This is a genomic window from Nocardia ignorata NBRC 108230 (genome assembly GCF_001612905.1).
Lineage (GTDB): Bacteria > Actinomycetota > Actinomycetes > Mycobacteriales > Mycobacteriaceae > Nocardia > Nocardia ignorata.
The window spans coordinates 22,401-45,931 of record NZ_BDBI01000028.1 but is presented as its reverse complement, the minus strand read 5'-3'; the positions used below and the strand labels follow the sequence as shown (position 1 = coordinate 45,931).

Annotated in this window: 28 protein-coding genes; 17 read left to right on the top strand and 11 right to left on the bottom strand. The window is 67.7% G+C overall.

The window, feature by feature from the left end:
• Positions 1 to 20: 20 nt before the first annotated feature.
• Positions 21 to 1,106 (bottom strand): PQQ-dependent sugar dehydrogenase, encoded by a 1,086-nt coding sequence (locus NI2_RS22995; protein WP_067494037.1) that lies wholly within the window; start codon positions 1,104 to 1,106, stop codon positions 21 to 23.
• 120 nt (positions 1,107 to 1,226) lie between these two features.
• Positions 1,227 to 2,288 (bottom strand): hypothetical protein, encoded by a 1,062-nt coding sequence (locus NI2_RS22990; protein ID WP_084476654.1) that lies wholly within the window; start codon positions 2,286 to 2,288, stop codon positions 1,227 to 1,229.
• A gap of 129 nt (positions 2,289 to 2,417) precedes the next feature.
• On the opposite strand from NI2_RS22990, the gene NI2_RS22985 reads away from it, so the two are divergent.
• Together NI2_RS22985 and NI2_RS22980 are read left to right on the top strand one after the other, a co-directional pair.
• The gene (locus tag NI2_RS22985; protein WP_067494033.1) at positions 2,418 to 3,701 is read left to right on the top strand and encodes an ATP-grasp domain-containing protein; all 1,284 of its coding nucleotides are present in this window, start codon (positions 2,418 to 2,420) and stop codon (positions 3,699 to 3,701) included.
• Positions 3,702 to 5,741 (top strand): CocE/NonD family hydrolase, encoded by a 2,040-nt coding sequence (locus NI2_RS22980; protein WP_067494032.1) that lies wholly within the window; start codon positions 3,702 to 3,704, stop codon positions 5,739 to 5,741. It abuts the gene before it with no gap.
• A 5-nt stretch (positions 5,742 to 5,746) separates the two neighbouring features.
• Here the strand turns inward: NI2_RS22980 and NI2_RS22975 are convergent, their stop codons facing one another.
• Together NI2_RS22975 and NI2_RS22970 are read right to left on the bottom strand one after the other, a co-directional pair.
• Complete coding sequence (locus NI2_RS22975; protein WP_067494031.1) at positions 5,747 to 6,208, bottom strand: VOC family protein; 462 nt, start codon at positions 6,206 to 6,208, stop codon at positions 5,747 to 5,749.
• Positions 6,205 to 7,314 carry a glutamate--cysteine ligase 2 gene (locus NI2_RS22970; RefSeq protein ID WP_067494030.1) on the bottom strand — a complete coding sequence of 370 codons (1,110 nt, stop codon included), beginning with the start codon at positions 7,312 to 7,314 and terminating at the stop codon, positions 6,205 to 6,207. The genes NI2_RS22975 and NI2_RS22970 overlap by 4 nt, the downstream gene beginning before the upstream one ends.
• Before the next feature lie 111 nt (positions 7,315 to 7,425).
• On the opposite strand from NI2_RS22970, the gene NI2_RS22965 reads away from it, so the two are divergent.
• Together NI2_RS22965 and NI2_RS22960 are read left to right on the top strand one after the other, a co-directional pair.
• Positions 7,426 to 7,887, top strand: coding sequence for a MarR family winged helix-turn-helix transcriptional regulator (locus NI2_RS22965; RefSeq protein WP_067494027.1), 462 nt, complete (start codon positions 7,426 to 7,428; stop codon positions 7,885 to 7,887).
• Positions 7,884 to 8,252 (top strand): DUF5313 family protein, encoded by a 369-nt coding sequence (locus NI2_RS22960; RefSeq protein ID WP_067494025.1) that lies wholly within the window; start codon positions 7,884 to 7,886, stop codon positions 8,250 to 8,252. Before NI2_RS22965 ends, NI2_RS22960 begins: the two co-directional genes overlap by 4 nt.
• Positions 8,253 to 8,287: 35 nt before the next feature.
• Here NI2_RS22960 and NI2_RS22955 read toward each other — a convergent pair whose 3' ends face one another.
• On the bottom strand, positions 8,288 to 8,608 hold the full coding sequence (locus NI2_RS22955) for a hypothetical protein (protein ID WP_067494023.1): 321 nt from the start codon (positions 8,606 to 8,608) through the stop codon (positions 8,288 to 8,290).
• 248 nt (positions 8,609 to 8,856) lie between these two features.
• Between NI2_RS22955 and NI2_RS22950 the strand changes: the two genes are divergently transcribed.
• The 6 genes from NI2_RS22950 to NI2_RS22925 all read left to right on the top strand — a co-directional run bounded on the left by NI2_RS22950 (position 8,857) and on the right by NI2_RS22925 (position 15,161).
• A complete protein-coding gene (locus tag NI2_RS22950) occupies positions 8,857 to 10,335 on the top strand; it encodes a sugar porter family MFS transporter (RefSeq protein ID WP_067494021.1) in 1,479 nt (492 codons plus the stop codon).
• A 33-nt stretch (positions 10,336 to 10,368) separates the two neighbouring features.
• A complete protein-coding gene (locus NI2_RS22945; RefSeq protein WP_067494019.1) occupies positions 10,369 to 12,696 on the top strand; it encodes a glycoside hydrolase family 65 protein in 2,328 nt (775 codons plus the stop codon).
• Complete coding sequence (locus NI2_RS22940) at positions 12,693 to 13,409, top strand: HAD family hydrolase (protein WP_067494017.1); 717 nt, start codon at positions 12,693 to 12,695, stop codon at positions 13,407 to 13,409. Before NI2_RS22945 ends, NI2_RS22940 begins: the two co-directional genes overlap by 4 nt.
• A 98-nt stretch (positions 13,410 to 13,507) precedes the next feature.
• Complete coding sequence (locus NI2_RS22935) at positions 13,508 to 13,681, top strand: CsbD family protein (RefSeq protein WP_067494014.1); 174 nt, start codon at positions 13,508 to 13,510, stop codon at positions 13,679 to 13,681.
• Positions 13,682 to 13,779: 98 nt separating this feature from the next.
• Positions 13,780 to 14,574, top strand: a complete 795-nt coding sequence (locus tag NI2_RS22930) for a metalloregulator ArsR/SmtB family transcription factor (protein ID WP_067494006.1) — start codon at positions 13,780 to 13,782, stop codon at positions 14,572 to 14,574.
• Positions 14,571 to 15,161 (top strand): dihydrofolate reductase family protein, encoded by a 591-nt coding sequence (locus NI2_RS22925; protein ID WP_067494002.1) that lies wholly within the window; start codon positions 14,571 to 14,573, stop codon positions 15,159 to 15,161. The genes NI2_RS22930 and NI2_RS22925 overlap by 4 nt, the downstream gene beginning before the upstream one ends.
• Positions 15,162 to 15,169: 8 nt before the next feature.
• Here the strand turns inward: NI2_RS22925 and NI2_RS22920 are convergent, their stop codons facing one another.
• A complete protein-coding gene (locus tag NI2_RS22920) occupies positions 15,170 to 16,144 on the bottom strand; it encodes an alpha/beta fold hydrolase (RefSeq protein ID WP_443093645.1) in 975 nt (324 codons plus the stop codon).
• A 52-nt stretch (positions 16,145 to 16,196) separates the two neighbouring features.
• Here NI2_RS22920 and NI2_RS22915 point away from each other — a divergent pair, with 52 nt between their 5' ends.
• Positions 16,197 to 17,048, top strand: coding sequence for an SDR family NAD(P)-dependent oxidoreductase (locus NI2_RS22915; protein ID WP_067493998.1), 852 nt, complete (start codon positions 16,197 to 16,199; stop codon positions 17,046 to 17,048).
• On the opposite strand, the gene sigJ is transcribed toward NI2_RS22915, so the two are convergent.
• Positions 17,045 to 17,932 (bottom strand): RNA polymerase sigma factor SigJ, encoded by an 888-nt coding sequence (gene sigJ / locus NI2_RS22910; RefSeq protein ID WP_067493996.1) that lies wholly within the window; start codon positions 17,930 to 17,932, stop codon positions 17,045 to 17,047. The two genes, NI2_RS22915 and sigJ, sit on opposite strands and share 4 nt — an antisense overlap.
• A gap of 98 nt (positions 17,933 to 18,030) precedes the next feature.
• On the opposite strand from sigJ, the gene NI2_RS22905 reads away from it, so the two are divergent.
• On the top strand, positions 18,031 to 19,014 hold the full coding sequence (locus tag NI2_RS22905; RefSeq protein WP_067493993.1) for an NAD(P)H-dependent oxidoreductase: 984 nt from the start codon (positions 18,031 to 18,033) through the stop codon (positions 19,012 to 19,014).
• 3 nt (positions 19,015 to 19,017) lie between these two features.
• Here NI2_RS22905 and NI2_RS22900 read toward each other — a convergent pair whose 3' ends face one another.
• Positions 19,018 to 19,473, bottom strand: a complete 456-nt coding sequence (locus NI2_RS22900; RefSeq protein WP_067494425.1) for an SRPBCC family protein — start codon at positions 19,471 to 19,473, stop codon at positions 19,018 to 19,020.
• A 20-nt stretch (positions 19,474 to 19,493) separates the two neighbouring features.
• A complete protein-coding gene (locus NI2_RS22895) occupies positions 19,494 to 19,727 on the bottom strand; it encodes a metallothionein (protein ID WP_067493989.1) in 234 nt (77 codons plus the stop codon).
• Between the two features lie 143 nt (positions 19,728 to 19,870).
• Here NI2_RS22895 and NI2_RS22890 point away from each other — a divergent pair, with 143 nt between their 5' ends.
• Positions 19,871 to 20,284, top strand: coding sequence for a low affinity iron permease family protein (locus NI2_RS22890; RefSeq protein ID WP_067494422.1), 414 nt, complete (start codon positions 19,871 to 19,873; stop codon positions 20,282 to 20,284).
• 1 nt (position 20,285) lies between these two features.
• Here NI2_RS22890 and NI2_RS22885 read toward each other — a convergent pair whose 3' ends face one another.
• Positions 20,286 to 20,780: a DUF6328 family protein gene (locus tag NI2_RS22885; protein ID WP_067493986.1), complete on the bottom strand. Its 495-nt coding sequence runs from the start codon at positions 20,778 to 20,780 to the stop codon at positions 20,286 to 20,288.
• 179 nt (positions 20,781 to 20,959) lie between these two features.
• Here NI2_RS22885 and NI2_RS22880 point away from each other — a divergent pair, with 179 nt between their 5' ends.
• The 4 genes from NI2_RS22880 to NI2_RS33970 all read left to right on the top strand — a co-directional run bounded on the left by NI2_RS22880 (position 20,960) and on the right by NI2_RS33970 (position 22,949).
• Positions 20,960 to 21,160, top strand: coding sequence for a hypothetical protein (locus NI2_RS22880; protein ID WP_067493983.1), 201 nt, complete (start codon positions 20,960 to 20,962; stop codon positions 21,158 to 21,160).
• A 71-nt stretch (positions 21,161 to 21,231) separates the two neighbouring features.
• A complete protein-coding gene (locus tag NI2_RS22875) occupies positions 21,232 to 22,044 on the top strand; it encodes a nucleotidyltransferase (RefSeq protein WP_067493982.1) in 813 nt (270 codons plus the stop codon).
• A 5-nt stretch (positions 22,045 to 22,049) separates the two neighbouring features.
• Positions 22,050 to 22,781 carry a metallophosphoesterase family protein gene (locus tag NI2_RS22870; protein WP_067493979.1) on the top strand — a complete coding sequence of 244 codons (732 nt, stop codon included), beginning with the start codon at positions 22,050 to 22,052 and terminating at the stop codon, positions 22,779 to 22,781.
• A 12-nt stretch (positions 22,782 to 22,793) separates the two neighbouring features.
• The gene (locus NI2_RS33970; RefSeq protein WP_157104676.1) at positions 22,794 to 22,949 is read left to right on the top strand and encodes a hypothetical protein; all 156 of its coding nucleotides are present in this window, start codon (positions 22,794 to 22,796) and stop codon (positions 22,947 to 22,949) included.
• Here the strand turns inward: NI2_RS33970 and NI2_RS22865 are convergent.
• The gene (locus NI2_RS22865) at positions 22,925 to 23,218 is read right to left on the bottom strand and encodes a hypothetical protein (RefSeq protein WP_067493977.1); all 294 of its coding nucleotides are present in this window, start codon (positions 23,216 to 23,218) and stop codon (positions 22,925 to 22,927) included. The genes NI2_RS33970 and NI2_RS22865 overlap by 25 nt on opposite strands.
• Positions 23,219 to 23,531 lie beyond the last annotated feature (313 nt).

Sequence of the window (23,531 nt, the reverse complement as noted above, 5' to 3'; positions counted from 1 at the left end):
TCGAAATATCGATGGGTCGCTCAGCGGGCCGGGAAGCGCAGGATCCGATCGTCGCCGTCGCGGAGGTCGCCGCGGCCGTCGGTGTTGGAGGTGGTGAGCCAGAGGGCGCCGTCGGGGGCGACCGCGACTGTGCGCAGGCGGCCGTAGGTGTCGCGCAGGTAGTCGCGGGGCGCGGTCAGGTCTGCACCGGAAAGGGTTGCCGTCCAGAGCCTTTCGCCGCGCAGGGCGGCGACGTAGAGGGTGTCGCCCGCGATGGCGATACCCGATGGTGAGGCCTCGTCGGTCGACCAGGTGAGCAGCGGATCGGTGAAACCCCGGTCGGCGCCGCCCCCGCCTTCGACGTCGGGCCACCCGTAGTCGCGGCCGGGTTCGATGCGGTTGATCTCGTCGAGGCGGTTCTGCCCGAACTCCGCCGCGTACAGCGTGCCGGTCCGGTCCCAGGCCAAGCCCTGCACATTGCGGTGACCCGTGCTCAGCACCGGTGAACCGGGCGTCGGATTTCCCGGCGCGGGCGCACCCTCGGCTGTCAGCCGCAGAATCTTGCCGTTCGGACTGCCGGGATCCTGCGACCGCGACGGCTGCCCGGCATCCCCGGTGCCCACGTACAGCATTCCGTCGGGCCCGAAGGCGATGCGCCCGCCATTGTGGTTGCCCGCCTTGGCGATTCCGCTGAACACCACCTCCACCGGTCCGCCCGGCCGGAATCGGACGATGCGATTGTCGTCGGACGCGGTGAAGTAGGCGTACACGTAGTCGTCGCGGACGGCGAGACCGAGCAGGCCGCCCTCCCCGCGCGCCACCACCCCCGGCACCTCGAAGAACGGCTCAGGAGTGCGGCCCGGTACCACCCGCAGAATTTGCCCGGAGTCCCGTTCGGCAACCAATGCGGTGCCGTCGGGGAGGAAGGCCAGTCCCCACGGCACCTCGATTCCCTGCGCGACCACCTCGGGCACCCCGAGATCGGGTACGCCCTCGGACCGGCTCGGCGCGGTCGAAGAGGCGATCGGCGAGGTCGGTGCGCTCGCCTGCTCGTTCGCACACGACGCAATGACGACGACCGCCGCAACGGCGACGACCAGCCGTCGTGCCACTGTCCTGACGCCCATCAGCAGCGCTCCGTCCCGGTGGGCGCCCCTTCACCACCACCGGTATCGAGGATATCCGGTGGCCCCCGACGCCCGGTCAGCTGCCCCGTGATCTGAAACAGCCCCGGTCATGCTGTGCGCCTACGGCTCTCGGGCTCGACGCTGATCTTCGGCGACCCGGCGACGCTCTTGTTCGCGGTAGCCGTAGGTGGCTTTGCGTACGGTCACATCGTCTTCGAGGCCCGAGCCGACCGCGCCTGCCACCGTGCCGAGTACCGTCGCCATCAGGGCGATCGTCAGGTAGTCGGAGGGGCCACACGGGCGGCCGAGAGTGCTGGTCAGGTAGTCCGGCGGGATGACGACGGCCACCGCCACCAGGGTGATCGTGTACAGCGCGAGGAAGAACACGATCGTGCCGACGGCGACGGTGCTCACGGTTCCCGCGTTGCGCAACGCCAGATACCGATCGTCCCGGCCGTCGATCCGTCGCTCCCACAGCCCGTGCCCGGCAATGATCCACGCCGACAAGGCAACCAGCGCCGACACCGTGATTCCCGTCAACCGCAGCGGCCCCATCGCCGTTGCCAGCAACCAGATCGAGGAGTACAGCACCCCGAACGCCGTTCCGGCCATCGCACCGGCCAGCGCCGAGGACAACCCGACGACCAGCTGCCACGGCCGGTTCGCGCGCACCATCCCCGCCAGCAGGAACAGCGAGCCGAACCGCACGGCCCGCACCAACCGCAATTCGCCGCCCCGCTCCACCACTCGCAGCCCACGCGCATCCGGTCGGGTAAGCGCACCTGAGCGTCGCGAGCGCAGAACTTCGACGATCCGCACCGCGAGCTCACGCAACCGCCGCCGCAACCGCATCCCACCGAGTGCGGGCAGCGAGATGAGGGCGACCTGATGGGCCGGGTCGATATCGGCGACCACCACCGCCCGTCCGTCACGCAATGGCAGGTCGGTAACACACAACGCCAGGTCCCAGGTGGTTTCCCGGACGTATTCACGGGCCTTGTCGATCAGGTGGACGCTGTCGGGATACATCGCCTCGAACGGATCGTCGTTGACGAGCACCCGCCACTCGACCTGTTCGCCGACGACCCGGGCGAGTTCGTCCGGCAGGTCGTCGCGCAGCGAGCGGGCGAGCCGCGTAGCCAGGTCGGGGTCGGCGAGTACACCGATCGTCACTTCCGTCATCCACCGACCACCTGTCCTCGCCGTGCACATCTCACTGCTCGCGCGTTCCCTGAACCGCCGCCGGGAAACGACCCGTGATCGCCGGGTCGCACCCTGTTTCGGACCGCCCGTTCCGGTTAGACGCCACCAATGAAGAATGTTTTCGTCCCCGGTCTGACCGAGTTGCAGCGAGCCGAGATCAGCACAGTCGAGATTCCCGGCGGCCTGCGCCTGCACGGACTGCTCGACTACGACTCGCTGGTCAAGGCCGATGAGTTCGATTTCGACGAGTTGCTCGACCGGGCCCGCACCGAACTGGACGCCTTCGACGGCACGGTGGACGCCATCATCGCCCACTGGGATTTCCCCACGAGTGTGATCGTGCCCATCCTCGCCGCGGAACGCGGCCTGCCCGCACCGAGCCTCGAGAGCGTGCTGCGTTCGGAGCACAAACTGTGGAGCCGGATGCTGCAACGCGAGTCGGTACCCGAATGCGTTCCGGATTTCCGCGCGTTCGACCCCTTCGACGCGAACGCCCTCGACAGCATCGATCTCGATTTCCCGTTCTGGGTGAAGCCGGTGAAGGCGCACTCCTCCCAACTGGGTTTCGAGGTACACGATGCCGAGGAATTCGCGGCGGCGACCGAGACCATCCGCGCCGAGATCGGCCGCATCGCCGACCCGTTCGACCAGGCCCTCGCCCGGGTAACGGTGCCGGAGGACGTGCGCGTGGTCGGTGGCCGCACCTGCCTGGCCGAGCAGATCGTCACCGGAACCCAGGCAGCGCCCGAGGGATCGATGGCCGCCGGTGAGTACCGGGTGCACGGCGTGTTCGACATGCGCAAGGACGCCACCGGGCACAGCTTCGCCCACCTGGACTACCCGGCGCGCACGGTGCCGGAGTCGGTGCGCGACACCATGATCGAGGTCAGCGAACGCTACCTGCGCCACGTCGGTTACGACAACGGCTGCTTCAACTCCGAGTTCATGTGGGACGCCGACACCGGGAAGTTGTGGTTGATCGAGATCAACACGCGCATCTCGCAGTCGCACAGCGACCTGTTCGTCAAGGTCGACGGCACCTCCAACCACGCCGTCGCCATCGACGTCGCACTCGGGCGCACCCTCGAAATGCCCCACCGCAAGGGGCGTTTCGCCGTCGCCGCGCAGTGCATGGTGCCGCGCTACGAGGACGGTGTCGTCACCCGCGTGCCCGACGAGTCGCAGATCGAGGCCCTACGCCGCCGGTTCCCCGACACGGTGGTGAACATCGATGTGGCGCCGGGTGAGCGGCTCTCGGAGCTGCCCAACCAGGACCCCTACCGCTACAAACTGGCCACCCTCTATCTCGGCGCCGCCGACCACGACGAGTTGGAGCAGCGCTACCAGGACTGTCTCGAGGCACTGCCGTTCGAATTCGAGGAGGTCGATTGAGTGCACACGGTCGAGTCGTTCCCGTACGAGGTGCGGGTCACCGAGAACGTTTTCATCCCGATGCGCGACGGCGCCCGGCTGGCGGCCCGCATCTGGCGACCGGTCACCGAGGAACCGCTGCCCGCGGTGTTCGAGTACATCCCGTACCGCAAGCGGGACCTGACCCGCGGCCGTGACGCGCTGAACCACCCCTATCTCGCGGGCCACGGGTATGTGTCGGTGCGGGTGGACCTGCGCGGCAGCGGCGACTCCGACGGTGTGCTCCACGACGAGTACCTGCCCACCGAGCACGACGACGCCTGCGACGTCATCGCGTGGCTGGCCGAACAGCCCTGGTGCGACGGCAATGTGGGCATGATGGGCATCTCGTGGGGCGGTTTCAACAGCCTGCAGGTCGCCGCGCACCGCCCACCGGCGCTCAAAGCCGTCGTCAGCGCCTCGGCGACGGAGGATCTCTACGTCGACAATATGCACTACATGGGCGGGTGCCTGCTGTCGGACAACCTGTCCGAGGCGACGGTGATGTTCGCCTTCAACAGCCTCCCACCGGACCCGGCGATCGTCGGTGACCGGTGGCGCGAGATGTGGCACGAACGTCTCTCGGGCAGCGGGTTGTGGATCGAGCAGTGGCTGGAACACCAACGCCGCGACGACTATTGGAAGCGCGCCTCGGTGAACGAGGACTACAGCGCTGTGCAGTGTCCGGTGCTCGCTGTCGGCGGCTGGGCCGACGGGTACACCAATGCGATCTTCCGCCTGCTCGAGCACCTCGATGTACCGCGCCTGGGGTTGATCGGCCCGTGGGGACACAAGTATCCCCATCTCGGCGTACCCGGTCCGGCCATCGGGTTCCTGCAGGAGATGGTGCGGTGGTGGGATCACTGGCTCAAGGGCCGCGACACCGCCATCATGGACGAACCGATGCTGCGAGTGTGGTTGCAGGACAGCGTGTCCCCGCACCCGTCTTATGAGGACCGCCCCGGGCGGTGGGTGGGCGAGCCGAGCTGGCCCTCACCGAACATCGAACCGCGCCGGTTCGTGCTCGGCCGCTACGCCCTCGGCGAGGAGCCGGCACCGACGCATCACGTGCACCTGCAGTCGCCGCTGAGTGTCGGCATGTTCGCGGGCAAGTGGGCGTCCTACGCCGCGACTCCCGACCTGCCGTCGGACCAGCGCGACGAGGACGGTGGCTCACTGGTGTTCGAGACCGAGACCCTCGACCAACCGTGCGAGATCCTCGGCCTGCCGACCCTGGACCTCGAGGTCTCGGCGGACCGCCCGAACGCGATGCTGGCCGCCCGGCTCTCGGACGTGGCGCCCAACGGCGAGGCGACCCGGGTCACCTACGGCCTGCTCAACCTCACCCATCGCGACGGCAGCGCCGAACCACGTCCGCTCGAGCCGGGGTGCACCTATCAGGTTCACCTGCCGCTCAACGGGATCGCGCATTCCTTCCCGCCCGGGCACCGGATCCGGCTCTCGGTGTCGTCGTCGTACTGGCCGCTGGCCTGGCCGTCGCCGGAACCGGTGATGCTCACGATCAATACCGGAACGAGCACACTGACCCTGCCGCAACGCGCGCCGCGGCCCGAGGACGCGACCCTTCGCCCCTTCGGGGAACCGGAGGCCGCGCCACCCGCGCCCGCGACGCATGTCGAACCGGGACAACACCATTGGAAGGTCGAGCGCGATCTGGCCAGTGGGGTGTCGACCCTGGAGATCGAGAACGACCAGGGCACGATCGTGCTCGACGACATCGGGACCTCGGTGCGCCGCGCCACCACGGAATGGTTCAGCTTCCAGGACAACGACGTCACCTCCGTGCGCGGGCAGACCCGCACCGTGCGCCGCCTGGAACGCGACGACTGGCGAACCGAGGTGGTCACCGACACCGTCTTGCGCTGCACCGCCGACGAATTCGTCATCGACGCCCAGCTCGACGCCTACGAACTGGAGGACTCCCCCGCCGACCCGCGCTCGTTGCGCAACCGGGTGTACTCACAGAACTGGCATCGCCGGATACCCCGCGATCTGGTCTGAGCCCGTCAGTCCAGGCAGAACTCGTTGCCCTCGGGATCGGCCATCACGATGAACCCGGCGCTCATGGGCGGCTCCGGCTCGAAACGCCGCAGGCGGGCGGCTCCGAGAGCGACCAGGCGCTCGCATTCGGCTTCCAGGGCGGTCATGCGCTGCTCGCCCTGGAGGCCGGGCGCGGCGCGCACGTCGAGGTGGACCCGATTCTTGGCGACCTTGTCCTCGGGCACCCGCTGGAAGAACACGCGCGGGCCTTCCCCGTCGGGGTCCTCGATCGCCGAGCGCGAATTGTGTTCCTCGGCGGGCACTCCGATACGGGTGAGGAACTCGTCCCACGCGGCGAGCGAGTCGGCGCCCTCGGGAAGTTCTACCCCGGGCGGGCCGGGGTGCACGTAACCGAGCACTTCGCGCCAGAAGATCGACAGCGCTCGTGGGTCGTGCGCGTCGAAGGTGATCTGTACGTGGCGGCTCATGGGCATCCTTCCAGGGTTGCTTTCGCCGACTCCGTGACCACATCGGCGATTTCGTGTCGCGAGCGTAGAGCACGCATCTGACGAAAAGCGCCGTTGCCGCGCTCGGTCAGGGCGGCGACCGCCCCCGTCACGAACTCGAGGTCGCCCGCCTCGCGCAACGCGGGGCCGATCCGTTCGATGAGTTCGGCGAGCAGTTCGCGATGCGGCAGCACCCGGCCCTCGATCGGGTCGAGCCCGTCGCCGAAGAAGCCGGAGTGCGCGGCGTTCCAATACGCCGCGCGCAGTACCTCGCTCGGCACCGCCGTGGCGGGTTCGTCGCGGGCGATCGCGTCCAATCCGGTGCTCACGATCCCCCGGATCAGCGCGGCGAGCAAAGCCGATTCCTCGGCCGTTGCGGGCACGTCGCTCACCCGGACCTCTACGGTGGGAAAGGATTCCGACAGGCGGATGTCCCAATACACCATCTTGTTGTCGAGGATGCTTCCGCTGGCGAGCATCATCGCCACGATCGCCTCGTACTCGTCCAGGGAAGAGAAATACGGTGGCGGGCCCGCGCTCGGCCAGCGGCGCCACAGAATGCTGCGCCAGCTCGCGTACCCGGTCTCGCGGCCACGATAGATCGCCGAATTCGCGGTGAGCGAGAGCAGCACCGGCAACCACGGACGCACGTGGTTGCTCACCTGCACCGCCGTCGCCCGGTCGGGCACCCCGACGTGCACATGGCACCCGCACAGCCCCTGCTCGTGGGCGATCATGCCGAAGGTGTGGGCGATGCGCTGATAGCGCGGCGTATCGGTGACCGGGTACCCCTCGGGGACCGTCGGCGGCACGGCGACCGCGAGCAGGGAGGCGTCGTGCTGTGCGGCGCATTCGGCGACCCGCCGGCGCGAGGTGCGCAGTTCGGTGAGCAGCTCACCGATGTCGGTGTGTACGCCGGTGCTCGTCTCCACCTGACAGCTGGTCAGCTCGAGCTGCAGATCGATGCCTGCCTTCTCGGCGGTGGCGGCGACCTCGGTGTTCTTCGGCGCGGGCGCGCCGCTGACGGGGTCGGTGAGCAGGAACTCCTCTTCGACTCCGACAGTCGGTACCTGTGCGGGCCTACCCACGGCGATCCTCCTCCACCGGCGTGAACGAGCGTGCTGGGACGATACCCGCAGGTGAGTGAGCCAAACAACAGATACTTTGTGCACTAACTGTTCATGGGCTAACCTGGCTGCGTGACCGAGATCGACGACCCGCTGCGGCTGGATCGGCAGGTGTGTTTCGCCCTCGCCGTGGCCAACCGCTCGGTCCTTGCCGTCTACCGCCCGCTGCTCGAGCCGATGGGCCTGACCCATCCGCAGTACCTGGTGATGCTCGCGCTGTGGGGCCAGACGCCGATGTCGGTCAGAGCCGTCGCCGATGCCGTCCAGCTCGATTCGGCCACCCTGTCACCGCTGCTCAAACGGCTCGAGTCCGCCGGGCTCATCACCCGCCGCCGCGACCCGAACAACGAGCGAACCCTGCTGATCGACCTCACCGTGGCCGGGCGCGCGCTGCGTACCGAGGCCGAACGCATCCCGCCCGCGGTGGTGGAACGACTCGGCGTGAGCCTGGCCGAACTGGAAGAACTGCGCGATGTGCTGGGCCGGGTGAACACGGCCGCACGCCGCGCCGAGGAATCGAGGCAGAACCGATGACCACCCCGAACCTCTGGCAGCGCCTGCGCTACATCGGCGGTGCCACCTTGCCGCCGTCGATGTCGGACTGGGTGCTCGCCGACCTCACCGGCCCCGGCGCGACGCGGCGCTATCTGCTGCGCATCCTGGTTCCGGTGCTGCCGCTGCTGTGTCTGTTCCTGTTGACGCCGGGGCCGCTGTGGATCGGGTTGTCGATGATGGCGCTGCTGTATCTGCCGCTGATCTACTTCACCGTCGCACTGGTGTACGTCTACCGCAGGCACCGGCTGGTCAGCCACGGGTTCGATCCCGAACTCGCCTTCACAGCGCAACGTCGTCGCGCCGATGCCGACCGGGCCGCCTACGAGCAGCGCCATCGTCCCTGAATCACACTGCGGCCCCGTCGTTGTGCCGCGTCCGGCTACTTCGGAACCAGCGCACCCGTGAGATCGGCCTCCTTGATGGGCGTGTCCGGGTTCGCCTGGGCACTGCACATCAGGTCGATCGCGCCGATCGACAGGTCGATGGTGTTCTGATCGATCTGCGCGTCTTCGCCCCGTTCCTGCTCGAGGAACTTGGTGACGGTGGTGCGCTTCTTTTCCGTGTCCTGCGCGGTGAATTCACTGCACGGGGTGTCCCCACCCTTGTTGACCGCCTTCTCCGCCTCGGCACACCCCGCCGCCAGCGTGCCGAGCGCGGCCACGGCGAGCGCCGTGGCGCAGGCCTTCCTCCGTAGCGTCATCGTTCGCCTTTCCTTCGCAAAGAGCCCGGCAATCCGGGCCTCGTTGCCCGCTTTACCCGAATTCGGCCGATCGAATACGACGACGGCTCGCCCGGGCGCGGCGTGCGTGACGGCCGGTGCGCCTGTGGGAGTGCGACAATCGGCGGAGAGTTCCGCCTGTACACAGTTCCATTCGGATGGCTTGGCCGTGACCTGCGTTCACGGTCGGCCCGCGAGGCACTCGTCTCGCCGCGGAGAGGATCGGACCGATGCATGAGGGTGGCGCGACAACCGACCGGCCGGACCTACCGGACGGCGACTCCGCGAGTAATGGGCAGGTCGTCCGCATCGCGTCGGTAGCGGCGCTCGGCGGTTTGCTGTTCGGCTATGACAGCGCCGTGATCAACGGCGCCGTCGCCGCGATTCAGGACGAATTCGACGTCGCCGACGCCGCGCTCGGCTTCGCCGTCGCCTCGGCACTGCTCGGCGCCGCGGCCGGGGCCATGACGGCGGGCCGCATCGCCGACCGCATCGGCCGCATCAAGGTCATGAAGATCGCCGCCCTGCTGTTCCTGATCAGTGCGATCGGCACGGCCTTCGCCCCCGACCTGTGGGTGCTGGTACTCGGCCGCGTCATCGGCGGGCTCGGCGTCGGCGTGGCCTCGGTGATCGCGCCCGCCTACATCGCCGAGACCTCCCCCGCCAACATCCGCGGTCGGCTCGGATCGCTGCAACAGCTCGCGATCGTCCTCGGTATCTTCTTGTCGCTGCTGGTCGACTACGTCCTGGCCCATCTGGCCGGCGGCGCGGGCGAGCAGCTGTGGTTCGGGCTCGAAGCCTGGCGGTGGATGTTCCTGTCGATGGCGGTTCCGGCCGTGGTCTACGGCCTGCTCGCCTCGACGATCCCCGAATCGCCGCGCTTCCTCGTGGCGACCCATCGGATTCCCGAAGCACGAAGCGTGCTGTCGACCCTGTTCGGCCAGCGCAACCTCGAGGTCACCATCGGCCGCATCGAGCACAGCCTCGAGGGTGAGACCAAACCGTCGTGGCGCGATCTGAAGAATCCCGCGGGCAAGATCTACCCGATCGTCTGGATCGGCCTGATGCTCTCGGTGTTCCAGCAGGCGGTCGGGATCAACGTGATCTTCTACTACTCGAACGTGCTGTGGGAAGCGGTGGGTTTCGAGGAGTCCAGTTCGTTCCAGATCAGTGTGTTCACCTCGGTGGTCAATATCGCCACAACCATCGTGGCGATCATGCTGGTCGACAAGGTCGGGCGCAGACCGCTGCTGCTCACCGGTTCCATCGGCATGACCATCACCCTGGCCACCATGGCGGTGTGCTTCGGGACCGCGCCGCAGGTGCCCAATGCCGAGGGCGTGCTCGAACCGCACCTGACCGGTGTTCCCGGTGTCCTCGCGCTCGTCGCGGCCAATCTGTTCGTGGTGTTCTTCGGGATGAGCTGGGGGCCGGTGGTCTGGGTGCTGCTGGGCGAGATGTTCCCCAATCGCATTCGTGGCGCGGCCCTCTCGCTCGCCGCCGCCGGTCAGTGGGCGGCCAACTGGGCGATCACGGTGAGCTTCCCCAGCCTGAAGACGTTCTCACTGGGTTTCGCCTACGGCATGTACGCGGTGTTCGCGCTGCTGTCGCTGCTGTTCGTCGCCAGGTTCGTGCCCGAGACCAAGGGCAAATCGCTCGAGGACATGGACGAGGCCACCGGCTACCAGCATCCGACCGCGACCGCCTGATCCGCACCTTCGATCACCTCCCGGAGGGCCGCCATGAACCCGTGGACCGTTGTCGAGAACGAATGGAATCCGCACCGCGCCAACTATTTCGAGACCATCTTCACCGTCGGTAACGGCCGCCTCGGCACAAGGGGCTCGCTCGAGGAGCGGCATACCGGCTCGCTGCCCGGCACATTTCTGGCCGGGGTGTACGACGCCTTCGACGCGCCGGTCGTCGACCTGGTGAACGCGCCGGACTGGCTGGTCACCGAGGTGTTCGCCGACGGATCCCGGCTCGACACCGAATCGGCGGCGGTGCTCAGCCATCACCGCGAGCTCGACCTACGCCGTGGAGTCCTCACGCGCGAGACCGTCTTCGCGCTGCCCGACGGTGCGCGATTCGTGCTGCGCACCGAACGGTTCGCGAGTATGGCCGATCGCGATCTGTGCTGCCTGCGGGTTCGGGTGACCGCACTGGATCGCGCGGCCACGGTGATGATCCGCACCGGAATCGACGGGCACCGGCGCAATCGCGAGCGACTGCCCACCTACCGTGAGGACACCGAGTTCGGGTACGACCGCAAGTGGGACAAGTGGGCGCTGTCCACCCACTTGCGTTCCACCGGAACCGGATTCACCGAGGGCGTGGGAATGCTCGAATGCCGGACGATCGACAGCGGTGTCGACCTGGCCTACGCGTTGCGCACCGAGTTGCCGACGACACCGCAACGCCGCGTCGAGGTGCGCAGTCACGAGTCGATCGCGGTCGAAGTGAACTTCGCCGCGGCGGCGGGCGAGACGGTCGGCGTCGACAAATTCGTCGGCGTCGCCACCAGTCGTGATCCGGAAGCCGCTGCGGCACCGGGCGATCGGGCGCGAGCGACCGTCGCACGGGTCACCGATTTCGGCCAGGCGAGCACTGCGAACGCGGCGGCGTGGGCACGGTTGTGGGCCGAATCGGACTGCGAGGTGGTCGGCGAGGACCGCGTCACCCAGGCATTGCGCTTCGCCGTCTATCACCTGCTCATCGCCGCCAATCCTGACGACCCCACGGTGAGCATCGGCGCCAAATCCCTGTCCGGCGAAGGGTATCGCGGCCACGTCTTCTGGGACACCGAGATCATGCTGCTGCCGTTCTACCTGTTCACCCAGCCGCGGGCGGCTCGTGCCCTGCTCGGTTACCGCCACCACACCCTGCCCGGCGCCCGTGAGGTCGCCGCCGACAACGGCGCCACCGGTGCCCGGTTTCCGTGGGAATCGGCCGACACGGGCCGCGAGGAATGCCCGCAGTACACCCACGACGGCTCGGGCCGCTTCTACACCAGGGAGGAGGAACTGCACGTCACCGCCGACGTCGCGTACGCCGTCATCCGCTACACCGAGGTCACCGGTGACGACACGTACCTGTTCACCGAGGGCGCGCCGATCCTGTTCGAGACCGCCCGCTACTGGGTACAGCGATGCGAACCCGAAGGCGACGCGCTGGTGCTGCGAACGGTGATGGGGCCGGACGAATTCCATTCCCACGTCGACAACAACGCCTTCACCAACCGGCTGGTGCGCTGGCACCTGGAACAGGCCGCGGCGGTCTATCGGCGGATGGCCGCAGAACAGCCGGAACTGCTCGCCGCCCATGCCGAACCGGTGGCTTTGTCGGCGGCCGAAGCCGAGCAGTGGGTCGATGCGGCCCGGCGAATCCGCGTGCCGGTCGACCCCGACTGCGGGGTGATCGAGCAGTTCGACGGCTATTTCGAGCGCACTGTCGTCCCCATCACCGAATGGGATGACAACGACATGCCGCGATACCCGGCGGGTTTCGACCACTTCAACTGTGAGGACACGTCACTGCTCAAACAGCCCGACGTGGTGATGCTCATGCATCTGCTGCCCGAGGAGTACTCGCTCGAGACGCGCAGGCAGAACTACTTGTTCTACGAGGCGCGCACACTGCACAAGTCATCGCTGAGCCCCTCCATCCATGCCATCGTCGGCTTGCGGGTGGGCGAGGCGGACACGGCTGAAAGGTATTTCGGCCGTTCGGCATTCGTCGATCTAGACGACAATCAGGGCAATACGGAAGAGGGCATACACATCGCGTCGGCGGCGGGCACCTGGCAGGTCGCTACGCACGGGTTCGGCGGGTTCCAGGCCACCCGCGACGGATTGCGGTTCTCCCCCGCGCTGCCGTCGTCGTGGCAGCGGTTGCGGTTCTCGGTGCACTGGCGCGGGCGGGTGGTGCGCGCCGACCTCGGCCACCACGACGCCCGGTTCGAGCTGATCGGTGACGGCCCCGCCGAGCACATCAGCGTGTGGGGAGATCCCGTGCAGGTGGGGCCGGGCGAGGTCGTCGAGGTGCGTGCGCCCGAAAGCGTCGCCTCATGACCGAGCGGGTGGCCGTACAGCGGGCCGCCGCCGTGCTGTTCGACCTGGACGGGGTACTCACCGATACCGCTGCCGTGCACCGCCGCGCGTGGACCACGCTGTTCACCGAGTTCCTGCCACCACAGGTCGCGCCGTTCACCGATGACGACTACTACAACCTCGTCGACGGCAAACCACGGATCGACGGTGTGCGAGCGGTGCTGTCCTCGCGCGGGCTGCGACTACCCGACGGCACCGTCGACGACCTGCCCGAGGCAGCCACCGTGCACGGCCTCGGCAACCGGAAGAACGGGCGATTCACCGAGATCGTGCACCGCGACGGGGTCGACGTGTTCGACGGCTCGCTGCGTCTGGTCAACGCTCTTGCGGCGCTCCGGATTCCGATGGGAGTGGTTTCCAGCTCGCGCAACGCGGAGCTGGTGCTCGACACCGCCGACCTGCTCGACAGATTCGCGGTGATCGTCGACGGCACCGTCGCCGAGCGTGACGGGCTTGCGGGCAAGCCCGATCCGGCGATGTTCCTCGCCGCCGCCCGAGCACTGGGTGTAGAGCCCACCGAGACGATCGTCATCGAGGACGCGGTCTCGGGCGTCGAGGCAGGTCGTCGCGGCGGTTTCCGGGTGATCGGGGTCGATCGCGGCACGGGCCCGGCCGCCCTGCGTGCGGCGGGCGCCGATGTGGTGATCGGTGATCTGGCCGACCTTCTCACCTAGCCCTGTTTGCGTTCGGTGGCCCCGGGTAGACGCCTCGTGGGTCCCAAGGATGGCCCATCGATCACCTGTGGTCGAGCGTTCTGTCCGGAAGGAATGCCATGAGCTTGGCAGACAAGGCGAAGAACAAGGCCGAAGAGCTGGCCGGCAAGGCCAAGGAAGCGACCGGCAAGGCCACCGACGACCGCGATCTGCAGAACGAGGGCCGCGGCGACCAGGCCAAGTCCAACCTGAAGGATGCCGGCGAGAAGGTCAAGGACGCTTTCCGCGACTGATCCGGCTCCCCTTTTCGAACTGTGGCCCCCAGCTGACAAGCGGGGGCCACAGTTGTATTCCTTGACAGGAATATTCCTCAGGGTGAATACTTCTGGCCATGGAAGAGATCGCAGCCGCACTCGGCGACAGCGCACGGTGGCGCATCGTGGAACTTCTCGCGCAGCGGCCTCGGTCGGTCGGCGAACTCGCCACCCATACCGGGTTGCGTCAGCCGCAGACGACCAAGCACCTCCAAACGCTCGCCAAGGCGGGTCTCGTCTCGGTGTTCCCACTGGGGCAGCGGCGGGTCTACGCCGTGGAACCCAGCCCGTTGCGGGAGCTCGACAATCGATTGCGCGCGATGCTCGCGACCATCGAGGAGCACGCCGACGAGCGGGATGTGGTGGAGCGCTATCTGGCTGCTATCGAAGCCGAAACCGCTGCAGCACAGCATGATCGGTGGGCCGACGGGCGCAGCTTCACCTTCGAGCGGACCTTCGGGATCGCGCCCGAGGCGCTGTGGCGGCACTGGGTGGATCCGGATTTGCTCGCCCAGTGGTGGGTGCCGCCAACGATGACCATCACCGACTGCCGGATCGAGCCGTTTCCCGGCGGCCGGGTGGTGCTCGACTACCGCGACGACGACGGCGGGCGTTACCGGTCGGCCGGACGAGTCGTCGAGGCCGACGAACCCCACCGCCTCGCCTTCGACCTGTCGGTACTCGACGCGGCAGGCGAAGTCTCCTTCACCGGCCACTACACCCTCGGTGTCGAGCACGACGGATCCGGGACCCGATTCCGGCTCGACCTCGTCGTCGCCGAAACCACAGTGGCGGCAGCCTCTTTCATTGCCGGTATCGAAACCGGCTGGTCCCAGGTCCTCGACAACCTCGACAGGAAAGCCCGATCATGAGCACTCGCCGCGTCACCACCAACATCAGTCTCACCCTCGACGGCCGCTACCACGGATCGGCCGGCCCGGCCGATCTCGGCGCCATCGTCACCTACGCGAGCACCGAAACCGCCCGCGACTACCTCAGCGGAATTCACGCCGAGGCCACAACCGCGGTTCTCGGGCGCGGCAACGCCGAGGGATTCCTCGGCTACTGGCCGACCGTCGCCGCCGACGAGAACGCCGACCCGCGCGACCGCGCCTACGCGAAGTGGCTCGTCGACGTGGACAAGGTGGTGCTGTCGAGCACGCTCACCGAATCGCCCTGGGAGCGAACGCGCGTCGTGGACGCGCCCGCCGCCGAGGTGATCACCGAATTGAAGAGCTCCGGCACCGGCGACATCCTGGTCAACACCAGTCCGACGATCGTGGCCGACCTGCTCGCCGCCGATCTGATCGACCGCCTGCATCTGATGATCGTCCCCGAGATCGCCGGGGGCGGCGCGCTGTTCTTCACCGACGGGCTGCCGGCTTCCCGGTGGACACTCACCAGCCACACCGCCGGTACATCCGGCGAGCTCGCCCTCGTGTACGACCGCGCACGCTGAACCGACCGCTACGGCTGCGGCGCCACGTCACCGAGCGCGCTGAGCACGAACTCGTTCACCGGGTCCGTGCGTTCCAGATGGACCAGATGCCCCGCACCCGGAACCTGCACTACCGCACGGAGATCGGTCACATTGGCGCGCAGCGTGGCCAGCGGGTCGCGGCCGCTGAATCCTTCCATATCGGGGTCGTTCTCGCCGTAGAGGAAGTAGGTCGGGACGGCCACGGGACGGCCGGCCAGCGGCTCGGTGAGGTGCCAGTTGCGGTCGAGGTTGCGATACCAGTTGAGGCCGCCGGTGAATCCGGTGCGCTCGAATTCGGTGGCGAGCGTGTCGAATTCGGACTCGCTGAGCCAGGACCACGGCAGGTCGGGCGCTTTCGGCAGGACATCGAGATAGCCGAGCCCCGGCGGGTTCTTCCAGGTGTCGAGGTAGTGGTAGTCCCCGGAGAGCGAGTAGTAGACCCTGGCCAGGAATTCACGCGGACGCTCGGCGAGTTCGGCGTCGGCCCGACCGGGTTCCTGGAAATAGGACAGGTGCAGGAAGTGGCGCTGAGCGGCCTTGGTCCAGAAATCGGACGGCGGGCGGGGTGGACGCGGCGCGAAGGGATTGTTCAGCACCACCGCGGCGGCCACCCGTTCGGGCGCACGCAACGACAACTCCCACACCAGCTGGGCACCGAAGTCGAGGCCGACGAAAACCGCCTGCCGCGCGCCGATGTCGTCGAGCAGGGCGAGCAGATCGCCGATCACGGCGGCATTCGTGTACGCCTCGACGTCGTCGGGCGCCTGCGTGCGTCCGTAGCCGCGCAGATCGGGCGCGATCGCGTGGAAGCCCGCCTCGGCGACGGCCGCGAGCTGGCGGTGCCAGATATAGCCGGTGTGTGGGAAGCCGTGGCAGAACACCACCGGGTACCCCTGCCCCTGCTCGGTCACATGTAGCCGGACGTCGCCGGCGTCCAGGAATCGATGCCGAAGTTCCACCAGCGCCTCCAAGAATCTAGAACGTGTTCCTATTTCAAGGTAGTGTCCCGAGGCCATGAGCGGAACACCCAAGATTCTCGGCGGACGGGTCGCGGTAGTGACCGGAGCCAGCCGCGGCATCGGCAAAGGCATTGCCCAGGAACTCGGCGCGGCGGGGGCGACGGTGTACGTCACCGGCCGCACGACCACCGCGGGCAGGCTCCCCGGCACGGTGCACGACACCGCCGCCGAGGTGACCGCCCTCGGTGGGCTCGGCGTGGCGGTGGTCTGCGATCATCGCGACGACGGGGCGGTCGAGGAACTGTTTACGCGGGTGCGAGCCGAACAGGGGCGCCTCGACGTGCTGGTGAACAATGTCTACAACTCCCCCGCCGCCGCCCGCTGGCTCGGCCGCAGATTCTGGGAGGTGCCGCCTGCGGCCTGGGACGAGACCTTCGACATCGGTGTCCGATCCCATTACGCGGCAAGCGTTTTCGCCGCGCCACTGCTGATCGAGTCGAAGGGTTTGATCGTCAATATCTCCTCCCCCGGCTCACAGCGCTACCTGCACAACGCCGTATACGGGGTCGCCAAGACCGCCCTCGACAGGCTCACCGCCGACCTCGCCCACGATCTCGAAGGCACCGCGACCACCGCGGTGTCCCTCTGGCCCGGCATCGTGAATACCGAACTGCTGCAGATGGTTCCCGCCGACGACCAGGGCCGTCGCCTGGTGACCTTGCCCGGCGAGGGAACCTTCGACCTGAACGCCGCCGAAACACCGCGGTTTCCCGGCCGGGCGGTAGTCGCCCTCGCCGCCGACCCCGACCGGCTCGCGCGCACCGGAAAGGCGTGGAAGGTCGCCGATCTGGCCGAGGAGTACGGATTCACCGACGTCGACGGCCGTATTCCCCGCAACGATCCCTAGCCTGTCCACGCGCGCAGTTTCTCCGGATTCCGCATGACCCAGATCCGGCTGATCCGATCGTCGACGATGTCGAACGAGTAGACCGAGACAACCTTCCCGTCGGCCTCGGCGACCAGACCGGGCTGCCCGTTCACCATGCGTTCCACCAGCACCACTGTCGACAACCGCGTGCCGATGTGGATCCACGCCGTCGCGATCTCACTGCTGCCGACCAGCGGCTCCCGGAAGGCGGGGACCAGCCCGCCGCTGTCCGCCGTCGCGATCGCGGTCGGGTCGAGCAACCCGACGAGTCCCTCGATATCGCCCGCCTCCCAGGCCCGTTTGAAATTCCGCACCACCTCGGCGCGCGCGGTTTCGGGTGGGCGCGGTGAGGTGTCGATGCGACGGCGGGCGCTCGAGGCGAGCTGACGGCACGCGGCCGGAGTGCGCCCCACCACCTCGGCTATTTCGGCGAAGGAGTAGCGGAACACGTCGTGCAACACGAAGGCCACTCGCTCGGCAGGGGTCATGGAGTCGAGCACGACGAGGAAGGCCATGCTGATCGACTCGTCGAGCGTCACCCGGTCGGCGGGGTCGGGCGCCGCGGTGCCGCCGAAGAAGTCGGAGCGGCCGGGGACGGGTTCCGGAATCCATTCGCCCACATAGCGTTCCCGACGGGCGCGGGCGGAGCCGAGCAGGTCGAGACAGATGCGTCCCGCCACCGTCGTCAGCCAGGCGCCGGGCGTGGTCACCTCGGCGCGGCGCTGTTCGCTCATCGCGTACCAGCGCGCATAGGTCTCCTGCACCACGTCCTCGGCCTCGGCCAGCGATCCGAGCAGCCGGTACGCGAGATCGAGCAACTGGCGGCGCTCACCCATCACCTCGGACAGGTGGGGGTCGGTCATGATCGGCTCCTCGCGGTCGGTTCCCTCACCATGACCGACGAAACAGCGCCCCGATCTGTGAGGCCTGACATTTCCGGCGTCCGCGTCGTCGGAAGGACATGATCAGAATCGGCATCATTCTCGGCAGCACCCGATCCAACCGCAACGGAGTCCAGGTCGCCCGGTGGGTGCTGGATTCGGCGTCGCGACGCGGCGACGCCGAATTCGAGCTCGTCGACCTGCGCGACCACCCGCTCCCGCACTTCGACGAGACGTCGCCCCCGATGTTCGGCCCGTCGGAGAACGAACACACCCGCACCTGGGCTGCCCGGATCGCGCCGTTCGACGGGTTCGTCATCGTCACCCCCGAGTACAACGGCGGCGTTCCCGGCGTCCTGAAGAACGCCCTCGACCACGCCTTCGCGGCGTGGACCGACAAGACCGTCGCCTTCGTCGGGTACGGCGTCAACGGCGGCGCCCGCTCGGTGGTGCAGTTGCGCACCGTGTGCGGGACGCTGGGGATGGCCGACATCGGCCATTCGGTCTCGATCGGCGTACTCACCGATTTCGAGAACGCCACGACCTTCGTCGCGCGCGAGCACCACGACCTCGCGTTGCGCAAGACGCTCGATCAGCTCGTCGCGTGGACAACAGCCCTGGCGCCGCTGCGGCGGCCTGCCGACGAAACCGCCGCGATCCGCGCACAGATCGACCGGCTGGTCGAGTGCCTGCGGAACAAGGACCTCGACGGCATCGGCGCGCTCTATACCGACGACGCTGTCTCGTTCGATATCGAGCCGCCCCTGCAACACCGGGGCAGGGCTGCGAAGCTGGAGAACTGGGCGCGAGTGTTCCAGGTGTTCGACACCCTGAGCTACGAGTTCCGCGACCTGACCTTCACAACCGGTACCGACGTGGCGTACGGGCACGGCTTCGGCAGGTTGCGCGGCACACTGCGCGACGGCACTGTCACCGACGGCATGTGGGTGCGCGCAACGCTGTGCCTGCGCAAGGTCGATGGCAGCTGGTTGATCGCCCACGACCAGGTCTCGGTGCCGCTCGATATCCCGAGCGGTAAGGCGCTCACCGCCCTGGAGCCCTGACGGTCAGCCGCCGGCCGCGGCGCGGCTCCTGCCGACGGCCAGGTCCGACAACCGGTCGAGGGTTTCGCGATTGCGTGGGGTCAGCAGCAACTCCTGCGCGGCGCGTGGGACGAGCTTGCCCGGCCCACGCACAGCCAGTTCCCCCATCCGCACCTCGGTGGTGGCCGGGGCGACCTCGCGTAGCTCGAAGCGGATGACGGCCGCGCCCATCGGCCACAACCGCGCGTCGAGTTCCAGGGTGTGCGGTGCCTCCGATGCCCGCACCTCGGTGGTGTCCTCGATGACGAGCGGCCACGGCCCCACGCTGTGGTGGATGCGGGTGCCGACCGCGGGCCAGCCCTTGTCGACGCGGCGGATGTGGGAGGCGCCCACCACCCACCCCGAATACGACCACCCGTCGGCGAGCACCGCGAAGACGTCGTCCACTCCGGCGGGCACGGTCAGTTGTACCCAGATCATGTCGTCGTGCACGGCTCCTCCTACACGCTGTCGACGAGGGCGTCGTGCCCGGCGCGGCGGGCACAGTTGGCGCAACAGAAGACGGTCTGTCCGGCCTCGACCCCGTGGCCGAGAACCCGACATCCGCAGTGCGCGCAGTCGGGGGCCAGCTTCGATGCCGCGCATTCGATGCTGTCGAATGTCCAGCTCTGCCCGTCGCGGCTCACGGTGAACGCGCGCGCGTAGTCGTTGCCACACGTCTCACAGACGGCCATGCTTCACCTCTTTCGGATCGGTGGACAGCGGGCGCTTACCCGGTGCGGCCGAACCGAACCGACCTTTTGGTTGAAATCCTGCGAAACGGATATTCGCCGATCACAGAGCTCATTGCCCGAACCGGTGAAGGTGGGTGGTCGACATGTCCGCAAGCAGGTCGAACAAAGCGACGATGCCGTCGGACATCTCCGACCACAAACCTTTCTTCGACCGTTTCGCCACGGCGGCAAGCAATTTCGCGTCCAAGGCGTGGTTCTTCGCCGCCTGCCTCGCACTGGTCCTGATCTGGGCGCCCTCGGTGTTCCTGTTCCCCAGCATCGACACCTGGCAGCTGGTGATCAACACGGCCACCACCATCGTCACCTTCCTGCTCGTGGCGCTGCTGCAGAACACCCAGGCCCGCAACGACGACGCCGCCCAGCACAAGCTCAACGCGCTCGCCGCGGGTCTCGCCGCGCTGATGGGTGAGCTGAGCAACGAGTATCCGGCCCTGGCCAGCGAACGCGAGGAACTGATCGACGCCGTGGGACTGGAAGATCGCGAGAGCAGCGAATAACTCAGTCCTTCTCCGACCCCCTCCGGTAGACAAACGGCGGGATCACCCACAGCCCGAGGAAGGTGATCGAGGCAACCACCCCGGCGATGATGCCCGCCGCCGTCCCGGCCACCACATCGAAGATCAGCACCGCGATGCCGGTGAGCGCGACCCCGAGCAGGGCGATACCGGCCAGCGCCAGCCGGTGCGCGCCGGTGACGAGGGCATCGAGCCGGTGCCTGCGGAACAGCAGCCGATGCAACGCCACCGGGGCGACCAGCAGGGCGGTCGCGGCGATCGATGCGGTGACGACGACCAGGTACACCACCCGCAATTCCGTGCTGAGGGCGTCGAAATGGGACTGGAACGGCAGGGTCAGCAAGATGCCGGTGAGCACCTGCACACCGGTCTGCAGCACTCGCAGTTCCTGCAGCAAGGAGGCCCAGTTGCGGTCGAGACGCTGAATGGTGTTCTCGCCACGCACCCGTCGATTCCAGTCGGTGTCATCGCCGTCCATCACCGCTCCTCGTCGCCCGGGCCGACGCCCTCCTGGTGCGCATACCCGGCGCACACCGCCCGAATCCCGCTACCGACCGGCGGACCCGTGATTGAGCGGCGCGCGGCCGGGTAGTGCGACGGTGTGGTCGAGAACAACGGCCACATGCCAGAAGACCAGACGACACGAGGAGGGCATCCATGCCTGACCCGAACAACCCTGGACAGTTCGGCAACCGAAACGACACCCAGGAGCAGGCGGCCCGTGGCGGCCACGCCAGCAGCGGCAGCTTCGGCGATCGCAATTCCGCCGACCCGCGCGAGGCAGGCCGCAAGGGCGCCCAGGCGCAGCCCACCGAGGCCAAGCGCGAGGGCGGCCAGCACAGCCACGGCGGCCGCTGACTCTCTGCTACCGACCCCGGGCCTGGCACGATGCCGGGCCCGGGGCGTCCCCGGCGAAAGGTGGTGGCCTGATGACCGCCGAGATCTCGGACCTGCTGCAGACGCTGACCCGGGTGGTCAACACCCTGCACGACAACGGCATTCGCTTCGCGGTGGCCGGTGGCTGCGCGGTGTACGCGCACGGCGGTCCGGCCAGCGATCACGATGTGGACATCTTCCTCCGCGCCGAGGACGCCTATGCCGCGCGGGACGCGCTGGCGGCCAAGGGCTTACGGCCCGTCGACCCGCCGGAGAACTGGCTGACCAAGGTCTATGACGGGGAGATCCTCGTCGACCTGATCTTCCGCACCAACCACCGCACCGTCGACGACGAGCTGCTCGACCGTGCCGAGTCGATGTCGGTCGGCCCGGCGACCGCACCGGTGCTGCCCGCCACCGACGTGCTGGTCGACAAACTCATGGTGCTCGACGCGCACCGTCTCGACTTCACCCGCCTGCTCGAGGTCGCCCGCGCCCTGCGCGAGCAGATCGACTGGGCCCAGGTGTACCGAGACACGGCCGAATCGCCTTACGCGCGGGCATTTCTGGGACTGCTCGACGACCTCGGCGTCTACCACGTGCCACCCGCGCCTGCCGCCGAACCACCGCAGTACGTGGTCGCCAACCTGCGCCGCGCATTCGCCGAGGATCCACGGACCGCGACGATGAGTGTGCACGTGACGCTGCGTTCCGATGTCGTCGTACTCACCGGCGAGGTCGCCGACGAACAGAGCAGGCAGGCACTGGAGGCCGTGCTGCACGAGCGGATCGGTGACCTGCGGGTCCACAACGACGTGCGGGTGCGCAGACCCGCCGAACCGGCCGAACCGGAAGTGCTGAGGTGAGCGGGATGCGAGTAGCGGCGGTAGGCGATGTGCATCTCGGCGCGGATTCGCGTGGTCGGTGCAGGCCGGTGTTCGAACGGCTGCCCGAGCACGCGGATGTGTTGCTGCTCGCCGGTGACCTCACCCGCCTGGGCACCATCGAAGAGGCGGAGGTGGTGGCGAGCGAGTTCGGCGATCTCGACGTCCCGGTCGTGGCGGTGCTCGGCAATCACGACTATCACAGCGACCGCGAGCAGGAGATGAGCGCGCTGCTGTCCGCGCACGGCATCACCGTGCTCGAGGGCACCTCGACGGTGCTCACCATCGGTGAACGCACGCTCGGCATCGCCGGAACCAAGGGTTTCGGCGGCGGGTTCGCAGGCAAGTGCGCGAGCGCGTTCGGCGAACCGCAGATGCGCGAGTTCGCGACCCACACAGTCGAGCTCGCCGAACAGCTCCATACGGCGCTGAGCAGGCTCGACACCGACGTGACCATCGCGCTCACCCACTACTCGCCCGTGTCGGACACCCTGCACGGCGAGCCGCCGGAGATCTACCCGTTTCTCGGCTCCTACCTGCTCGGGGAGGCGATCGATGCGTGCGGCGCCGACCTGGCGGTCCATGGTCACGCCCACGCGGGCACCGAACGCGGCACCACCCCGGGCGGCATCCGGGTGCGCAATGTCGCCCAGCCGGTGATCGGCACCGAATACGCCGTCTACGACCTGGCGCCCGCCACGTCGTCGGCATACATCTGAAGGAGGATTCTCATGGTTTCGCAGGACACCATCGCCCAGCTACGCCAGGACATCACCACGGCCGCCGACGCGGGCGACGAGGCGACGGCGCAGCGTCTGCGCCGGGAACTGTCGGAGGCACTCGCGGCGGCGGGCCGCGACGATCAGGACGACCCGGCCGGTCCGTGACCGCGCTGCGACCGGACGGTCGCCGCGCTCCAGACCACCAGCCAACCGGACGCCGCCATGTAGAGGGCATAGGCGGAGATGACCAGTTCGGGCCCATAGTTGGCGAACCAGTCGCCGAGGCGAAGCAGCGCGATCAGGCCGAGGCCGACCAGGAACATGCCGAGCACGAGGCTCGGGATCGCCAGCGGGGCGATGGAGTCGTCGGTGACGCGGCGGTCACGTTTGGTAACTGACAGATTGCTGTTCGATTCGAAGTAGATGCTGCTCATAGTCACGAGCTCCCTTCCGGACGGCCGTCGCGACACAGCCGGTAGGTCTAACCACGCAGGTGGCGCACGCAGTGATTACAAACGGTTAACGTTCAGCAATATCGAGCGTGCCAGGTCTAACCGAAGGATAACAGGTGATGTGATCTGGGTCATATCGAACGAACGTTCGACACGAGACGATAACGGTTGCTACATTTCACAGGAATAGGCGTTAGAACTGGAGTAGTCCGACAATTCTGGACAATTGCCCAGCTAGCCGACAACCATGTGATTTATAGAACCGTTATAGCCTCTGAGGTGCGTAAACGTTCCT

Bases quoted from the DNA above. Each gene is read 5' to 3' on its own strand.
- sigJ (WP_067493996.1), bottom strand. From the start codon at position 17,932: ATGACCGACCCCCACCTGTCCGAGGTGATGGGTGAGCGCCGCCAGTTG.
- NI2_RS33970 (WP_157104676.1), top strand. From the start codon at position 22,794: ATGGTTTCGCAGGACACCATCGCCCAGCTACGCCAGGACATCACCACG.
- NI2_RS22895 (WP_067493989.1), bottom strand. From the start codon at position 19,727: ATGGCCGTCTGTGAGACGTGTGGCAACGACTACGCGCGCGCGTTCACC.
- NI2_RS22930 (WP_067494006.1), top strand. From the start codon at position 13,780: ATGGAAGAGATCGCAGCCGCACTCGGCGACAGCGCACGGTGGCGCATC.
- NI2_RS22870 (WP_067493979.1), top strand. From the start codon at position 22,050: ATGCGAGTAGCGGCGGTAGGCGATGTGCATCTCGGCGCGGATTCGCGT.
- NI2_RS22950 (WP_067494021.1), top strand. From the start codon at position 8,857: ATGCATGAGGGTGGCGCGACAACCGACCGGCCGGACCTACCGGACGGC.
- NI2_RS22960 (WP_067494025.1), top strand. From the start codon at position 7,884: ATGACCACCCCGAACCTCTGGCAGCGCCTGCGCTACATCGGCGGTGCC.
- NI2_RS22985 (WP_067494033.1), top strand. From the start codon at position 2,418: ATGAAGAATGTTTTCGTCCCCGGTCTGACCGAGTTGCAGCGAGCCGAG.
- NI2_RS22890 (WP_067494422.1), top strand. From the start codon at position 19,871: ATGTCCGCAAGCAGGTCGAACAAAGCGACGATGCCGTCGGACATCTCC.
- NI2_RS22865 (WP_067493977.1), bottom strand. From the start codon at position 23,218: ATGAGCAGCATCTACTTCGAATCGAACAGCAATCTGTCAGTTACCAAA.
- NI2_RS22905 (WP_067493993.1), top strand. From the start codon at position 18,031: ATGATCAGAATCGGCATCATTCTCGGCAGCACCCGATCCAACCGCAAC.
- NI2_RS22955 (WP_067494023.1), bottom strand. From the start codon at position 8,608: ATGACGCTACGGAGGAAGGCCTGCGCCACGGCGCTCGCCGTGGCCGCG.
- NI2_RS22915 (WP_067493998.1), top strand. From the start codon at position 16,197: ATGAGCGGAACACCCAAGATTCTCGGCGGACGGGTCGCGGTAGTGACC.
- NI2_RS22885 (WP_067493986.1), bottom strand. From the start codon at position 20,780: ATGGACGGCGATGACACCGACTGGAATCGACGGGTGCGTGGCGAGAAC.
- NI2_RS22925 (WP_067494002.1), top strand. From the start codon at position 14,571: ATGAGCACTCGCCGCGTCACCACCAACATCAGTCTCACCCTCGACGGC.
- NI2_RS22940 (WP_067494017.1), top strand. From the start codon at position 12,693: ATGACCGAGCGGGTGGCCGTACAGCGGGCCGCCGCCGTGCTGTTCGAC.
- NI2_RS22990 (WP_084476654.1), bottom strand. From the start codon at position 2,288: ATGACGGAAGTGACGATCGGTGTACTCGCCGACCCCGACCTGGCTACG.
- NI2_RS22945 (WP_067494019.1), top strand. From the start codon at position 10,369: ATGAACCCGTGGACCGTTGTCGAGAACGAATGGAATCCGCACCGCGCC.
- NI2_RS22935 (WP_067494014.1), top strand. From the start codon at position 13,508: ATGAGCTTGGCAGACAAGGCGAAGAACAAGGCCGAAGAGCTGGCCGGC.
- NI2_RS22995 (WP_067494037.1), bottom strand. From the start codon at position 1,106: ATGGGCGTCAGGACAGTGGCACGACGGCTGGTCGTCGCCGTTGCGGCG.
- NI2_RS22900 (WP_067494425.1), bottom strand. From the start codon at position 19,473: ATGATCTGGGTACAACTGACCGTGCCCGCCGGAGTGGACGACGTCTTC.
- NI2_RS22975 (WP_067494031.1), bottom strand. From the start codon at position 6,208: ATGAGCCGCCACGTACAGATCACCTTCGACGCGCACGACCCACGAGCG.
- NI2_RS22875 (WP_067493982.1), top strand. From the start codon at position 21,232: ATGACCGCCGAGATCTCGGACCTGCTGCAGACGCTGACCCGGGTGGTC.
- NI2_RS22880 (WP_067493983.1), top strand. From the start codon at position 20,960: ATGCCTGACCCGAACAACCCTGGACAGTTCGGCAACCGAAACGACACC.